General features: G+C 49.1%; 13 protein-coding genes and 1 other RNA gene. 5 read left to right on the top strand and 9 right to left on the bottom strand.

Annotated elements, in window-relative coordinates; translation table 11 throughout:
• The first annotated feature begins 330 nt into the window (after window positions 1-330).
• The 3 genes from HLG76_RS15090 to HLG76_RS02520 all read left to right on the top strand — a co-directional run bounded on the left by HLG76_RS15090 (window position 331) and on the right by HLG76_RS02520 (window position 3708).
• On the top strand, window positions 331-1626 hold the full coding sequence (locus HLG76_RS15090) for a PAS domain-containing methyl-accepting chemotaxis protein (protein ID WP_077668866.1): 1296 nt from the start codon (window positions 331-333) through the stop codon (window positions 1624-1626).
• 56 nt (window positions 1627-1682) lie between these two features.
• Window positions 1683-3074, top strand: coding sequence for an HD-GYP domain-containing protein (locus HLG76_RS02525; RefSeq protein WP_077676830.1), 1392 nt, complete (start codon window positions 1683-1685; stop codon window positions 3072-3074).
• A 157-nt stretch (window positions 3075-3231) separates the two neighbouring features.
• Window positions 3232-3708, top strand: coding sequence for a Dps family protein (locus HLG76_RS02520; RefSeq protein ID WP_021023831.1), 477 nt, complete (start codon window positions 3232-3234; stop codon window positions 3706-3708).
• A 95-nt stretch (window positions 3709-3803) separates the two neighbouring features.
• Here HLG76_RS02520 and HLG76_RS02515 read toward each other — a convergent pair whose 3' ends face one another.
• The 6 genes from HLG76_RS02515 to HLG76_RS02490 all read right to left on the bottom strand — a co-directional run bounded on the left by HLG76_RS02515 (window position 3804) and on the right by HLG76_RS02490 (window position 8386).
• Window positions 3804-4691: a DUF2861 family protein gene (locus HLG76_RS02515; protein WP_021023830.1), complete on the bottom strand. Its 888-nt coding sequence runs from the start codon at window positions 4689-4691 to the stop codon at window positions 3804-3806.
• The gene (locus HLG76_RS02510; protein ID WP_077460130.1) at window positions 4688-5332 is read right to left on the bottom strand and encodes a response regulator transcription factor; all 645 of its coding nucleotides are present in this window, start codon (window positions 5330-5332) and stop codon (window positions 4688-4690) included. The genes HLG76_RS02515 and HLG76_RS02510 overlap by 4 nt, the downstream gene beginning before the upstream one ends.
• Window positions 5329-6708, bottom strand: a complete 1380-nt coding sequence (locus tag HLG76_RS02505) for a DUF3404 domain-containing protein (RefSeq protein WP_236719486.1) — start codon at window positions 6706-6708, stop codon at window positions 5329-5331. Before HLG76_RS02505 ends, HLG76_RS02510 begins: the two co-directional genes overlap by 4 nt.
• 264 nt (window positions 6709-6972) lie before the next feature.
• Window positions 6973-7069, bottom strand: an RNA gene (gene ffs / locus HLG76_RS02500) — signal recognition particle sRNA small type.
• Between the two features lie 124 nt (window positions 7070-7193).
• On the bottom strand, window positions 7194-7925 hold the full coding sequence (locus HLG76_RS02495) for a hypothetical protein (RefSeq protein ID WP_077460128.1): 732 nt from the start codon (window positions 7923-7925) through the stop codon (window positions 7194-7196).
• 41 nt (window positions 7926-7966) lie between these two features.
• Complete coding sequence (locus HLG76_RS02490; RefSeq protein WP_021023827.1) at window positions 7967-8386, bottom strand: YbaY family lipoprotein; 420 nt, start codon at window positions 8384-8386, stop codon at window positions 7967-7969.
• Between the two features lie 99 nt (window positions 8387-8485).
• Between HLG76_RS02490 and tesB the strand changes: the two genes are divergently transcribed.
• On the top strand, window positions 8486-9349 hold the full coding sequence (gene tesB, locus HLG76_RS02485) for an acyl-CoA thioesterase II (protein WP_175993050.1): 864 nt from the start codon (window positions 8486-8488) through the stop codon (window positions 9347-9349).
• A gap of 186 nt (window positions 9350-9535) precedes the next feature.
• Here tesB and HLG76_RS02480 read toward each other — a convergent pair whose 3' ends face one another.
• Genes HLG76_RS02480 through HLG76_RS02470 form a run of 3 tightly spaced genes read right to left on the bottom strand, consistent with a single transcriptional unit; the run spans window position 9536 to window position 13441 of the window.
• Complete coding sequence (locus HLG76_RS02480; RefSeq protein WP_368656334.1) at window positions 9536-11179, bottom strand: ABC transporter transmembrane domain-containing protein; 1644 nt, start codon at window positions 11177-11179, stop codon at window positions 9536-9538.
• A complete protein-coding gene (locus tag HLG76_RS02475; protein WP_175993009.1) occupies window positions 11172-12932 on the bottom strand; it encodes an ABC transporter transmembrane domain-containing protein in 1761 nt (586 codons plus the stop codon). Before HLG76_RS02475 ends, HLG76_RS02480 begins: the two co-directional genes overlap by 8 nt.
• Window positions 12933-12973: 41 nt before the next feature.
• The gene (locus HLG76_RS02470; protein ID WP_021023823.1) at window positions 12974-13441 is read right to left on the bottom strand and encodes an Lrp/AsnC family transcriptional regulator; all 468 of its coding nucleotides are present in this window, start codon (window positions 13439-13441) and stop codon (window positions 12974-12976) included.
• A 130-nt stretch (window positions 13442-13571) separates the two neighbouring features.
• Here HLG76_RS02470 and HLG76_RS02465 point away from each other — a divergent pair, with 130 nt between their 5' ends.
• Window positions 13572-14636, top strand: a complete 1065-nt coding sequence (locus tag HLG76_RS02465; protein WP_175993008.1) for a PLP-dependent cysteine synthase family protein — start codon at window positions 13572-13574, stop codon at window positions 14634-14636.
• The last annotated feature ends 361 nt before the right edge of the window (window positions 14637-14997 follow it).

The following is a 14997-nucleotide window of genomic DNA, read 5'->3' as shown; positions in this document are numbered from 1 at the left end:
ATAGAAAAGGGCTTTAGTTACAAACTGTAAGGATGCTTTATGAAAATGTTACATAGGCTGATATGTGAACATGATCTTAATCACAAAGAATACGTAAGAACGCAGGGAAAAGGAAGCACGGCGACGCATAGATACACATAATTATTGTGTTTCTAAACATGACTCAAAACAGCAAAAATCACAGGCTACGCTAGATTCCATGATGACATGAGAGAAAAGATCAAACGCAACAAACGTTGCACTCTATAATAAGCACATGTGCGTAAACTTTTTGCACAACAAGTTGAATACGCTCATACCTAACCAATGAACAGAAGGAAGTTTGCTGTCATGTTCAAAAAGACACAGCGAGAATTGGATACCTGCCAAACGGAAAAAGCCGCACTCCAAGCTGAGCTCGATGCCATCAATACACATATTGCGACTATTACCTTCTCGCCTGACGGCACCATTACTAGTGTAAACGATAAACTCCTAAGTATTATTGGTTACGGTCGTGATGAGGTTATCGGCCAGCATCACCGCGCGGTTTGTTTCGAAGAAACCGTTAATGACCCAAGTTACCAACAATTTTGGCAATCACTCGCGCAAGGTAAACCACAGAAAGGCATATTTCGTCGCCGCCATCAGCATGGACAAGAAATTTGGATGGAAGCGACTTATGTACCGATCAAAGATACCAGCGGCAAAGTAGTCAGCGTTCGAAAATTGGCAGCGGATGTCACTAAACAGCACAAAGAGAGCTTACGACAACAATCTATTCTGGCTGCTATCGATCGTTCATTGGCGGTGATTGAATTTGAACCTGACGGCACAATTGTTCGTGCAAATGATAATTTCCTGGCCGCGGTGGGCTACCAAGCACGAGAAATTGCAGGCCAGCATCATGAGATATTTTGTGATCACGCGTTTTATGAAGATAACCCAAACTTCTGGGCATCACTAGCCAGCGGCCAATTCACGTCTGGCCAATACTTGCGTCGTGATAAACATGGTAATGAAGTTTGGCTCGAAGCAACGTATAACCCCGTTTTTGATGTCAATGGTAAAGTCTATCGCGTGATCAAGTTCGCGACTGCAATCACTGATACAGTGAAGAAAAATCAAGCCGTTAATCAGGCGGCAGAGCTTGCTCAAGCATCATCAGAACAAACACTCAAGCATAGTGAAAACGGTAGCGCCTTACTACAAGAAGCCGTTCAGCTATCGCAAAACGTCACCGACCAAGCTGTCGAAGCCGCTAATCAGGTAAATCAGCTCAGTGAGCATGCACAGAGCATTGAAAACATCGTCACCACGATCAAACAAATCGCCGAACAAACTAACTTGCTCGCACTCAATGCAGCGATAGAAGCAGCGCGCGCGGGTGATCAAGGCCGTGGATTCGCGGTTGTTGCCGACGAAGTTCGAGGTTTATCACAACGCACCAGCAAGTCCACCACAGAAATTGCCGATGTCGTCGATGAAAACCTACAACTGATCAAAGGGGTGAGTGAGGCAATGGAAAGAGTCACTGAACAATCAACCATGGGGCAAGAAAAAGTCACCGCAGCCGATAACGTGATGAGTGATATTCACGCAGGTGCAGAAGAAGTGTCGGCAACCGTTCGCGGTCTCACACATTAAAAGTAGACCTTCACCACCAACGCGTAATGGACCAATAAAGTGGATGAGAAAATAAGATGCAACCCCATATAAATGACGTGACTTCGTTAAAGTTGTCAGAGCTAATCCTAGCCTTGAGTACGGCGCTCGATATGACTGAAGGACAGCCACCCGAACATTGTATGCGCTGCACGTGGTTAGGAATGAAACTCGCTGACGCCTTAGCGCTCGATGATCAACAACGTCATGATCTTTTCTATACGTTGCTGCTAAAAGATGCGGGCTGCAGCAGCAATGCGGCACGGATCTGCGAACTGTACCTCACCAATGATTTAGCATTTAAACAAAGCTACAAGGTAGTGGACGGTAGCTTATCCAGCGTACTGAATTTCGTACTAAAAAATACCGGCGTAAAGCGTGGGTTTATGCAGAAGCTCTCGACCACACTCGATATCATTCGTCATGGCGACATGTATGCGCAAGAGCTGATCGAAACGCGATGTACCCGTGGTGCCGATGTCGCACGCGATTTACGTTTTAGTGAAAGCGTTGCTGAAGCCATCTACGCGCTGGATGAACACTATGATGGTGGTGGGCGTCCTGATCAGTTAAAGGCCGATCAGATCCCCTTGTTTTCGCGCATCGCATTGATGACGCAAGTCATTGATGTCTTCCGAACCGAGTCCGGTGTCGACGCCGCACTCCGCGAGCTGAAAAACCGTCGCGGCACTTGGTTTGACCCCGACCTCGTCGATACCTTTTTACAGCTGGCTCACGAACCGCAATTTTGGCAGCAACTGGATAGCCCCACATTAAAAGAAGAAGTCCTGTCGATGACGCCTGCCAACACATGCATTTGGGTCGATGATGATTATATGGATGACATTGCAGCTGCCTTTGGGCGTATTGTTGATGCCAAAAGCCCTTTCACCTCGGGTCACAGTGAACGTGTCTCCGTATACGCTAGCTTAATTGCTGACGAGTTAAACATCAGTGAACATGATAAAAAATGGCTAAAGCGTGGCGCGTTACTGCACGATATTGGCAAACTCGGCGTAAGCAATAATGTGCTCGATAAGCCGGGAAAACTGGATGACGAGGAATGGGAGCACGTTAAACGCCATGCTGCACTGAGTAAAACCATCTTATCGAAAATCCACCAATTCGATCACCTCGCCAAGTTCGCTAGCGCCCATCATGAAAAGCTCGATGGCTCAGGGTATCCAGACGGCATGCAGGGCGATGACATTTCCCTGCTCACTCGCATTATTACCACCGCAGATATTTTTGATGCTATCACTGCTGAGCGTCCCTATCGTGGCCCTATCCCAATGAACAAAGCCTTATCCATCATGAAAGAAGAAACTGGCACGGCAATCGACGCGCGCTGCCTACAAGCGTTAATCGCAGGTCTCGAGCGTCTTCCTGAGCATTTTATTGTTCATGACGATACATCGATCACATCATAGGCTTAACCTATCAGGTATATAGGTTAACTCCATTTTCCTTTTTTAATTCGGGACGTTATTCTATTTTCATCAATCGAAACAACACAGTTTCCAGTGTTCAATTTTCGCGATAGCGCGACGATTTAACACATTGATTTTGCCACTAAGGAGGCATTAGATGAGTAAACAATCAGCATTGATCGGATTGGACAGCACCAAAGCTGCAGATTTAGCAGCTCGCCTAGATACGCTATTAGCAAACTACCAAGTGCTGTACACCAATGTGCGTGGTTTTCACTGGAACATCAAAGGCGGCGACTTCTTTGAGCTACACGTAAAATTCGAAGAGATCTATACCGATCTACAAACTAAGATCGATGAAGTAGCCGAGCGCATTCTTACTATTGGTGGTACCGCTGAACACCGCTTCAGTGAATATTTGAAAATCAGTGAAATCAAAGAGCATGCACCAGAGGCGAACGGTCAAGCCGGTCTACGCGCCATTGTTGATGGGTTTAGTGTATTAATTAGCCTACAACGTGACATTATGAGCCTCGCTGGTGAAGCTGACGACGAAGGCACATCAGCACTAATGAGCGATTACATCCGCGAACAAGAAAAACTACTCTGGATGTTCAACGCATACTTGAACTAATCACCTGTTCGATAACGTAAAAATAGCCCGCTTTGTCGGGCTATTTTTTTATGTCTCTCGCCTTTAAACACGTTTGATAGATCGCTCGCCTAGCGTCATTTAACTCGCCTGGCGTTAACTGATTCAGCGGTGTAAGGTGTTTCTGGTAAAGGCAAAGCTAGCCGTTCGACGTAATTCACTTTGATAGCGCCTTGGTACTCAAAATGCGTCACGATCGCGCTCAAGTGTTCCGATTTAGCGGGACGTTTAACGGGAAGCGAGACCTTCACCGGGCTCGGTGTGTTTTCCGCGCTACTTGTCACATAAATTGGCGTTTGCTCGATCCATCGGTACGCATCATCTAGCCATAGCCAATAAGCGGCTGCCGGCGCGCAACTGGTTGGCGTGTTGGGCAAATCCACCGTTAATTGTTGATCAGGATGGCCGATTAGTTTCACCCAAGGGCGCCGCGGTAATCCGTAAACGACCAAGCTGTAGTGCTGCCCACCTAAACGCAGTTCGTAAACACCTGGATCCACTTGGGTAAAAAGTTGTCCTGATTCAATTTCTTGAAATCCAGTTTGAGCGCCTAATATTTCACTGATCACCGTCTGACCATTGGGATCAGTGAGCGTAACCAAAGTTGCACGCGATACATGCTCAGCCGATAGTTTGATTTCATAACCTAGGCTTGATGCTCCTGCGCGTCGCACAAAAGAAATGGTAAGCCCTTGTGGAATATCCTTTCCATTCGGCTCAGTCAGGCGTTGACCACAATCTGTTTGATTGATGATCGCATGTTTGAGCGCGGCCCAATGCTGGGTAGCAATCTGTTCTTGCGATAGTGCAAAAATAAGCTCCTGCCAAGCAACAGTAGGTCGGTCGGCGGCTAATGCCTGGTAGGTCTGTTGCATGGGCGTATCACCAAACCAGGCTTGCTCAGCGTTTACTTTTACGCTTAGCATCGCGAATCCGAGAACCAGCAAGCGTCCCCATCGTGTCATAGCATCACCAATCGATAGCCCACTCCACGATGCGTCTCTATTGCTAAATCGGGCAATTTTTGTCGTAACCGCAACACATGATTATCCACAGTACGAGTGGTGGGAAACGCTTGATAACCCCAAATCTTGTTGAGTAATTCTTCACGATGAAAAACTCGCCCTGGGTTTTGTATTAACAATAATAACAGGTCAAATTCTTTCGGTTTCAACATCACGGATTCATTCTGCCAATAAACATTCCGCGATCCCGGCTCAACCTTGATCGGTCCATACAAAAGCTGGCTCTCGCCCAAAGGTCGAAGCTGGGCATAAATTCGCGCGAGCAACTCTTGATGTGAAAAAGGTTTAACCACATAGTCTTTTGCTCCTGCCATGAGCCCTTCAACTCGTTGTTCTACTTCAATTTTCGCGGTCAGTACAATAACAGGGAGCGCTTTTAAGGAAAGCCAGTGAGGAAGCTGAATCAAGCTATCACCGTCGGTCAGTTGCCGGTCTAAGATAACGAGATCGGCGTGATACCAGTGCTTCTCTACCTTGTGGCTATCAACTAACCAAGTACATTGGAAACCGTAGCTCTCAAAAAATTGACGTAGGCCCTCACCCAACAAGGTGTCATCTTCAATCAATAGCAAATGGCTCATTGGGGTAACTCCAACATGCAGCAAGTAGGATGACGTCTAATCAAAAGTTTACCCCCCATTTGCCGCATTAACCGCGCGACTAAAAATAATCCAATCCCCATATTGTGCTCAGACTTTGGTGCTTTACAGCGGCGCCAAACGCGTTGCCACCATGAAGGAAAAGCGCCATCATCATAGACACACACTCGAATTCGCTTGCCGACATGTACTCGGATCCAAACTTTATTGCCACCGTGTTGGTGCGCATTTTGTATCAGATTTTTCAAACAAATAGAGAGCCAGTAGAAAGGCAATGTTAATGTCTTGTCTTGGTTTAACGTGTAGTCAATGTCATAGCAGTCACACACGTTATCTAACCACTCGGATAACGAGGCTGTTTGGGTTTTAAACTGCTCGCTTTTATCGGTACTTAAATATCCCTTGCTGGTTTCCGTCAGTTGGTTGAGCCGTTGATGGTCGGCCAATAAACGCCACAACACATCTTGCGTACAGTCATCCAGCTTATCGAATTGATTGCGCAACATCTCAACCGTCAGACCCAAACTGGCAATGGGTGTTCGCAGTTCATGGGTGAGTAACTGGAGGATAAACTGGCGCTCGCGCCGCTGTTGGTACCTATCATAAACACTGCGCGCTAACCCCAGCACTAGCGCCCCAAAAATAGCCACCAAAATAGCAATCATGACGCCTCGATAAGCGGGATGTAACTGATTACAAATATTACCATATCGGTAGTCACAGCCCGTTGAGTGGGTCGATAGGCTCAAACGATAATTATCGGCGATCGACATCCATTGTGTACGAGGTAACGCTTTCCACCCTTCTTCCCCATTTAACCACAGACGGTCTCCATCCAAATAGGCACGGTAACCGTTAAGCAAGGCATCACGCCCTGACTGACTAAGCGCGGCCAGTGCGTCATGCAAAGGGTGATTTTTATTGGCGAGAGTCACACGCTCTACCAGTTCAGGCGGTGGTGTCTTTATTGCGTAATGGCTTAAATAACGCTCGGCGTAACTCCCCCCAGCAGGATGAAGCAGCGGATTTTTTTCAAACCATTCAACCGGTAAAGGCTGTTCTCGACAAAGCGCAAGCTCGAAGCGCTGAGCAACTAACAGCCTTGGTACCACAATGCGCGGATTAGGTTGGCAGGTTTGAACGACCTGGTAGAGAGCGCTCAGATCTTGCCAATCAAAATGTTCAAAATCTGGATATTGTGCCTGGCTCACTAAAAGCGCTTGAGGATAAGCGTTTAAAGCCGGCTGAGCGACCATCAGGGTCCCTGCTTGCCACGCTTCATCGTAAAACCCCTTAAGCTGCGTTTGTAGATCGCTCGCCATCACTTGGCTACTCACCAAGATAGCTATCCATGCCACCCACATTCGCCTTATCACCACGTCACGCCTCCATTGGGCCCACTGCTGCCTGTATATTTAATGATCATAGTCGAGTCATGCCAGGCTGTGTCACCCAGGTGTCAACAGACGATAATAGAAGACAGACTCTCATATCATCCCAAAAAATCAGTTGGTTGTGCACATATCAGTTTGTTGTGTAAATAGGCGGTGGAATTCACAGGAAAATGATGGTGTATTGTTCGGGAAGCATTTGATTTTAGGGGGGAGCAGAAAGGGCGGAGACCTCCCCAGCTACATCCCGGCACACACGTCCCAAGCGCGGGCTGCTTCCTTCCGGACCTGACCCAGTACACAAGATAGTGTTGCGGGAGAACCAAGGAGGCCTCCATCGATATGTCGTTAAGCTTGCTTAACTGCGGGGCATTATGTGGCAAGGCTGGATGCAATGCAAGGAGGATTCGTTTTCTTACCGATTAACTGTTGATCTTATGAGCAATTATCACTTAATTATCGTCTGAGTCTTCCAAGAGTAAATACTCACCTACCCAGATAGCCGCCAGCATAGTGGCCCACGCCACCAGTAACGACATCGTTAATTGATAGGGAACACGCCAAGCAATAACTAAAAACGGCACGCACGGCAAAATGTGCATCGCAAGGTGACGTGAAGCGGCTAAACGCGGTGTAAGCGCCACCCACTGTAACAGCCCAATCATCGCAACCACTGCCACGCTCCACAGCGCGGATGGCCACCCAACCGCCGCGGCCAGAATGGGAAGCACTAGCCAAGCGCCACGGCGAGGTGGTTGGTAGCCCGGCCAATATTGCATCGATAGCCATAACCCGCATAACGCCGCAAGTTGAAGAGCCAAAAACCAGGGAGCCCCGCCTAATTTTGCTTCCGACTGCAAAGCCATTATCCCTGCGAAAATAGCGAGCATCACAGCCCCAAGTAACCACTTAACATGGGGATGTCGGTCAGGATTAAACCATAAAGATAACGCTGGCAAGATCAGCAAAGTACTTGCCGCAAGCAAAGCAGGTAACTGCGGTAAAGAAAGGGCCAAGGCCGCCATTCCCAACAGCAATAACCAACTCGCCAATTTGTCTGGGTAGAAGAAAAACAACGTAGGCGCCATGATCGCTAACCCATGTAAGGCATCGCCGGCACTGATACTCGCAGCAATAGCAATCGCTAGCACGATCGCGGGCCAAACTAATGAGGAAATCCGCATGCACACTCCTTGTGCTGTGGTCATGATTCCCAGTGTAGCGACTAGTTGTCGGATCGTACCAGCGTAATGGTTGGATCATAGGTGTGATTCGTATCCGTGATCACTTTATTAACCGTATTGGTGATAAATAACGGGCGTTCACTGACATCAATTTGCGCGGTGATCACATAATCATGAGAAGCAGAAATTTGGCTTGGATCGTAATTTAGCGCGAAGTGGAGGGGCACTTGCTGACCTTCAGTCACAAAAGACTGTCGGCTAATCACTTTACCCGGCGAGTCCATTTTTTTTATTTCTACCAAACGCACAGTGACACTGGCAGTCTCGGGTAAAGCAAGGCGCTCACGATAGACCAAAGTACCAGAAATATTCGCTAAATCATTGGGTTGGCTATTACCAGAGCAAGCGGTAAACACTAGAGCAGTAAATAAGGCGAACAACAGAAACGTTAGTTTCTTCATTAAAGAATCCTCACCGAAACGCGTTTGAATGCGGCAAAAACGCTAAGGTTATGATAGCTTGAACAATAACAATGGAAGCATAGCATGAATCAAGGACTTATGAGCCAACCACTGACAGAACTCTTACAACTGCTGCAGCTTGAGCGATTAGACACCGGCCTATATCGCGGCCAAAGTGAGAATCTTGGACTGCCACAAGTGTATGGCGGGCAAGTGATTGGTCAAGCGCTCTCTGCCGCGAAAACATCCATCGAAGCCGATCGCTTTTTGCACTCATTTCACAGCTACTTCCTGCGTCCAGGCGACCCGGAACAACCGATCATCTATGATGTTGAGATACTCAGAGATGGAAAAAGTTTCAGTACTCGACGAATAAAAGCCGTACAGTACGGCAAACCGATTTTCTATCTTACCGCATCGTATCAAGAGGAAGAGGAAAGTTTCGAGCATCAAAACTCAATGCCGACAGACGTACCCGCTCCGGAAACTTTGCGCTCGGAGCAATCACTGGTCGCAGATATTGCCCATAAACTGCCCGCCAATGTTGTCAAAGCGTTTGGCAGTGATAAACCAATAGAAGTTCGCCCTGCGACTGTGATCAATCCACTGAAGCCAGAGACGGCCCCAGCGAAGCAATATCTCTGGATCCGTGCTATCGGTGAAGTCGGCGATGACTACCATGTCCACCAATACTTGCTGGGCTACGCGGCGGATTGGGGGTTTTTAGTCACTGCTCTACAACCTCACGGGGTAACATTACTGACCCCAGGCATGAAAGTGGCCACCATTGATCACTCCATGTGGTTTCACCGTCCGTTTAGAATGGATGAGTGGTTGCTGTTTGCAATTGAAAGCCCCTCGGCCAGTGGTGCACGTGGGTTTGTTCGCGGAGAGCTTTTTAACCAACAAGGTGACCTAGTGGCTTCTGCTACTCAAGAAGGGTTAATGCGTAAGCTCCCCTAGCGCTCAGCGACGCTATTCGCTGCAAACAAGGGGCCTGAGCCCCTTTTTAATTTTCTTACCTATGACACGACTAAGCCTGCGCTTCTTCCTCAAGCGCCGCCAAGTGAGCGCTGGCTTGCTGAAGCTGGTACATCTGCCAGTAACGCCCTTGCTGGCGTAGCAGGCTTTGATGACGCCCTTGCTCAATCACGCGGCGCGATGCAAGACCAAGATGTTATCGGCCTCGGCAATAGTCGATAAACGGTGCGCAATCACTACCACTGTCATCTGCTGACGTAACCTATTTAATGCTTGCTGAACAAGCTCTTCGGTACCGGAATCGATATTGGCGGTGGCTTCATCAAGGATCAATATTTTAGGCTGACGGACTAACACCCGCGCTAGAGCCAATAGCTGACGTTGCCCAGCTGAGAACGTCATTCCCCCCTCGCCCAATGGAGTCTCTAAACCAGCAGGTAAGCCTTTCACGTACTCTGCCAATGCTACTTGCTCTAATGCATGCCAAATCACAGCATCGTCCAGTGTCTGTCCCAGCGCGATGTTTTCTTTTAAGCTGCCGGTTAACATGTGCGGATCTTGTTGCACCATCGCCACGCCCTCGCGCAAACTTTGATGGCTTAAGGTTTCAATCGGCAAACCACCCAGCGTTAACGTGCCTTCTCCTGGGCGATAAAACCCCATGAGTAATGACGCTAAGGTTGATTTACCGCTCCCCGTATGACCGACCAACGCCAGAAAGCCGCCAGCAGGTACATTGACATTCACCTCTGACAATACCGGCGTTTCGCCATCATAAGAGAAGGATATATCACGCAGTGCAATGGCACCGTCAGGAATTGGTGTACTGTCATGACCATATTGCTCAGGCGGCGTATCCATCATCTCAAACAATCTCTCTCCCGCTGAAATCGCCTGCTGCAACAGTGATAATTGTTGCATCATCTCAATCAGCGGCTCAGTGATTCGACCCAGGTAACTCAAAAAAGCATAGAGCACCCCGACGCCAATCACTTCCATTCCACTGACGCCGAAAATTGCCACTAAGGACAGCAAGGCGGCTCCGGAGAGCAAATCAATCAAGGGACGCAAATAAATACCATTGAGACGCTGAATCGTGACCATGGCATCCAAGTGATCCGCGGTCATCGTTTGAAAGCGGGAAGAAAACGCCTGCTCTTGCTGCATCAATTGGATAAGATTCATGCCCTGTACCGACTCGTTCATCACCCCGTTGATATCAGCAAGTCGGTCTCGCGCTCGGCGATAGGCGGGCGCTGAGCGTTTTTGATACCGTACCATTACCAAGATGACACAGGGCAATAACACCAGCACGACTAGCGTCAGTTCAATACTGAGCAGCAGCATCGCCACCAGCATCACGCTAATCAAGGCGATGTTGCGTAAAAAAGTCGAAAGCACCGACACATACAGCTCTTTCAAGGATTCGGTATCATTGGTTAAGCGCGAGACAATCCGCCCCATCGGCACATAGTCAAACGCGGATAACGGCTGTTTGATAACGTTGGCAAACACGGTTTTTCGAATCCGCTGAATAATCGCCACCGCCATGGTGTTAAAGCGTAACTCGTACTGATACTGGAAGCCGGCCGAAACAATGGTGGATACAATGTACCCCACCGCAAGCGCCCACATGATCATCGCCGGATAATGGTCTTTGGCAACATAGCTATCAAGAAAGATTTGCACCAAATAAGGGCCGGTCACTTCCGCCACCGCGGCTACCAATAAGAAAATGGCGGCAATCACAAACTGGCGACGATCGCGACGCATATAGCTTAATAGCCGATATAAAATCTCTCGCTTAGTCATTGCGCGGCTCCTCATCGGCATCCAGTGCAGCTTCCAGCTGCTGATATTGATGCATTTCTTGATACCATCCTGGCTGTTGAATCAATTGACGATGCTGACCGCGCTCGCGTATTTGGCCATGACTAAGCACCACGATTTCGTCGGCGCTTTCCAAGGCCGATAAGCGGTGAGCAATCACGATCGTGGTACGCGTTTGTTGATGTTGTTGTAGATTCTGCAAAATCCGATGCTCAGTGTCACCATCAACCGCCGACAAGGCATCATCCAAAATCAAACACTCGGCACCCACCAATAATGCGCGAGCAATCGAAATCCGCTGCTTTTGCCCACCGGACAGAGTAATCCCCTTTTCTCCAACAGCCGTTTGATAGCCCTGCGGCAACTGACGAATATCCTCGTCAATACAAGCCAAATGGGCCGCGTGTTCAATCTCCGTTTGAGTTGCGTCGGGACGACCGAGGGCGATGTTTTCCGCAATCGAGCGCGAGAACAAAAACGGTGTTTGCGTCACCACCGCAAAACGTTGTCGCCACGACGACAAATCAGCGTTCGCAATCGATACATCACCATAACGAATATCGCCTTTTTCCAACGTAGTCAGATGCAATAGAAGTTGTAACAAGGTGGATTTGCCACTGCCAACCGGGCCCGCAATCCCCAGCATTGCCCCAGGCGGGAGGATCACATGGATATCTTTGAGGGCAAAACTGTCATCCGGTTGCCACTTAAACTGCTCAATGGCCAGCGTCAACGGCTGCATGGTGTCAGGCAGCGGTGTGTCACCACCAACAATGTCTGGCTGCTCTTGCATCAGCGCATCAATACGGGTCCACGCCGCTCGGCCCCGTTCGATAATATTGAACAGCCAGGCGATCGCGAGCATCGGCCAAATCATCAAACCTTGGTACAAGGTAAACGCCGTCAGATCGCCTAACGAAATCTCACCGTTAGCAACCAAATAGCCACCACCGGAAACGGTAAAGAAAAACGACGCGCCAATGGTGCCTTGAATCACCGGCGAAAACAGCGCATCGACCCGCGCTACGGCGAGGTTTTTCTCCCCAGTACGATCCGCAACCTGGTCGAACTGATTCATTTGGTGCTGCTCTAGACCAAAGGCACGTACCATTCTAACCGCAGACAGTGAGGACTGACTCACCTCTGACAGCTCAGAAAACGCCGCTTGTGACTCGGTGAAGGTATGATGTAAACGGCGCCCAAACCGATTGACTAAAAAGGCCATCATCGGCATCGGCAACAGCGCTAAAATCGTCAGTTGCCAACTGATTTGGCTGACCATCACAATCAATACCGCCGCACCTGTGATAATGGAATCACCCGCGGTCAGGACTCCCTCTCCGGCGGTCATCACCACCGCTTTCACATCATTAGTGGAGCGCGCCATGATATCGCCACTCGGATAGCGACGGAAAAAATGCGGAGATTGGCGAGTAAAGTGATCATAAAGCCGATTACGCAGCACAGAGCCAAGCTCCGCCGCCGCACCGAAAAGCCACACTCGCCAAACAATGCGCAGCAGATACACCACCCCCCAGATAGCCAGCATGCCCGCTAATAGCCATAACAGTGTTTGCGTAGAAATATCCCCCGCAACCACGCCGTCGACCACATGGCCCACGGCCATCGGTGGGATCAGCTCGAAGACAGAGACAAATACCAAAATAATCATGGCGCCGACATAGCGACGCCATTCACGTTTAAAAAACCAGCCTAACTGCCAAAACACCTTCATGAGGGCTCCTTATTCTCCCCGCCTTTTATTATTTATCTGACCTATCCGATCGGTAGGGCGGTGGTGTATTTAAGTGCTTCCATTGCGAACGTTGATGTCACATTATTCAGACTTGGCACAGAATTGACCAGCTTTTTATAAAAATGATCAAATCGAGTCATATCAGCCACCTGCACCTTCATCATGTAATCATACTCACCTGCCATGCGATAGAATTCCATCACTTCAGGAAACTCAGTCACCACCTCCGTAAAGGTTTTGTACCACTGCTCACTGTGATCATTAGTTTTGATGTGGACGAAGGCGGTAAACGCGAGGCCAACGGTTTCGGGGTCAAGCAATGCCACCCGACCACGGATCACGCCTTGTGATTCCAGCCGTTTCAGCCGCTTCCAACAGGGAGTCGTGGTTAAATTCACCCGTTCGGCCAGCGCGGACACAGACCAGTTGGCATCTTCCTGCAGCGCCGCGAGTAAAGTGCGATCTATCTCATCTAATGTGACAACCATAAAAATATATTCTCTTTAATCGTTTTATATGAGTTTTATTTTCTATTTTAGTGTCATTATAGAGTAAAAATAGCAAGGTTTTTATCCTGCGCTTTGCGTAAACTGGTACTAATCACGTATTCGGAGACGCATGATGACAACCCCACATCCTTGCCATACTTGGGTCGGTAACGCGATTCGCCTCATTGAAGCGGACTTTAAACGCTCTGCAGATACCCATTTAATCAAGCTCGACCTCCCTAGCTTCGCGGAGATCGATATCTACCTGAAAGACGAAAGCACCCACCCAACCGGTAGCCTAAAGCACCGCTTGGCGCGCTCTTTGTTTTTGTACGGCTTATGTAATGGTTGGATTGATGAACACACCACCATCATTGAAAGCTCATCAGGCAGTACTGCCATTTCCGAAGCGTATTTTGCTCGCCTACTTGGCTTACGGTTTATTGCTGTGGTGCCCAAAAACACTGCGTGTAAGAAGATTGAGCAAATCCGTTTTTATGGCGGTGAAGCGCACTTTGTCGAGCGGTCAGACCAGATCTATGCCGAGTCTCGCCGCCTTGCTAAAGCGCTTAATGGCCATTACATGGACCAGTTTACCTATGCCGAGCGAGCGACGGACTGGCGGAGCAATAACAACATTGCCAACCGTATTTTTGAGCAAATGCAGTACGAGCGCTTTCCGATCCCTCGCTGGATTGTGATGAGCCCAGGCACCGGCGGTACCTCGGCGACCATTGGCCGCTACATTCGCTATCGCTGCCAACCCACTCAACTGATGGTGGCCGATGCTGAGCACTCGGTATTTCACGATTACTTCCTCACCGGCGATAAAAACTTAACGACGAATGAGAGCAGTCGGATTGAAGGGATTGGACGGCCACGTGTCGAGCCCAGCTTTATTCCCGGCGTGATTGATAGAATGACCACAGTACCGGACACTCACAGTATCGCTACCATTCACTGGCTAGAAAGCCAGCTTGGCCGCAAAGCCGGTGCGTCCACGGGTACCAACCTGTACGGCGTCTTGATGCTGGCGGATGAAATGCGCGCCAACGGCGAGAAAGGCTCTATCGTCACCTTGCTGTGTGACAGCGGCGAGCGCTACCTAGACACCTATTACAACCCTGATTGGGTACGCGAGCACATTGGTGATCTCGACCAAGCGACTCATGATTTGCAGATCTTGTTGGGGTAACGCGCCATCGTCTATACAGACGTTTGATAAACAGGCGCATTAGTATACAAATCAGGTGTAGGTCGGCATAAGCGCCGGGACGATGTTAATCTTGTCACTCGGTGTAGCCGGCGCGCCCGTTGGCAATGTGCACATATCCATCCTCGAGCCGGGGCTTGTGTAATCGTCGCCAATGGCACCACCGATATATAAACCAGGCGTAGGTCGGCATAAGCGCCAGTGCGGTGCCAATCATTATCACGATATGGGCCGCGCGCCATCCGACATCAAAGCCAAAGATTAACCTCGATGTCAAATTTGGTACCGATCGTGACAGGCGCCCGTTGACAATGTGCACTTATCCAACAATGTCCCGGGGCTT

The sequence above is a fragment of the Salinivibrio sp. EAGSL genome (assembly GCF_013366455.1).
GTDB classification, from domain to species: Bacteria; Pseudomonadota; Gammaproteobacteria; order Enterobacterales; family Vibrionaceae; genus Salinivibrio; species Salinivibrio costicola.
Note: the sequence above shows the minus strand (reverse complement) of the source record. Positions and strands in the feature narration are given on the sequence as shown.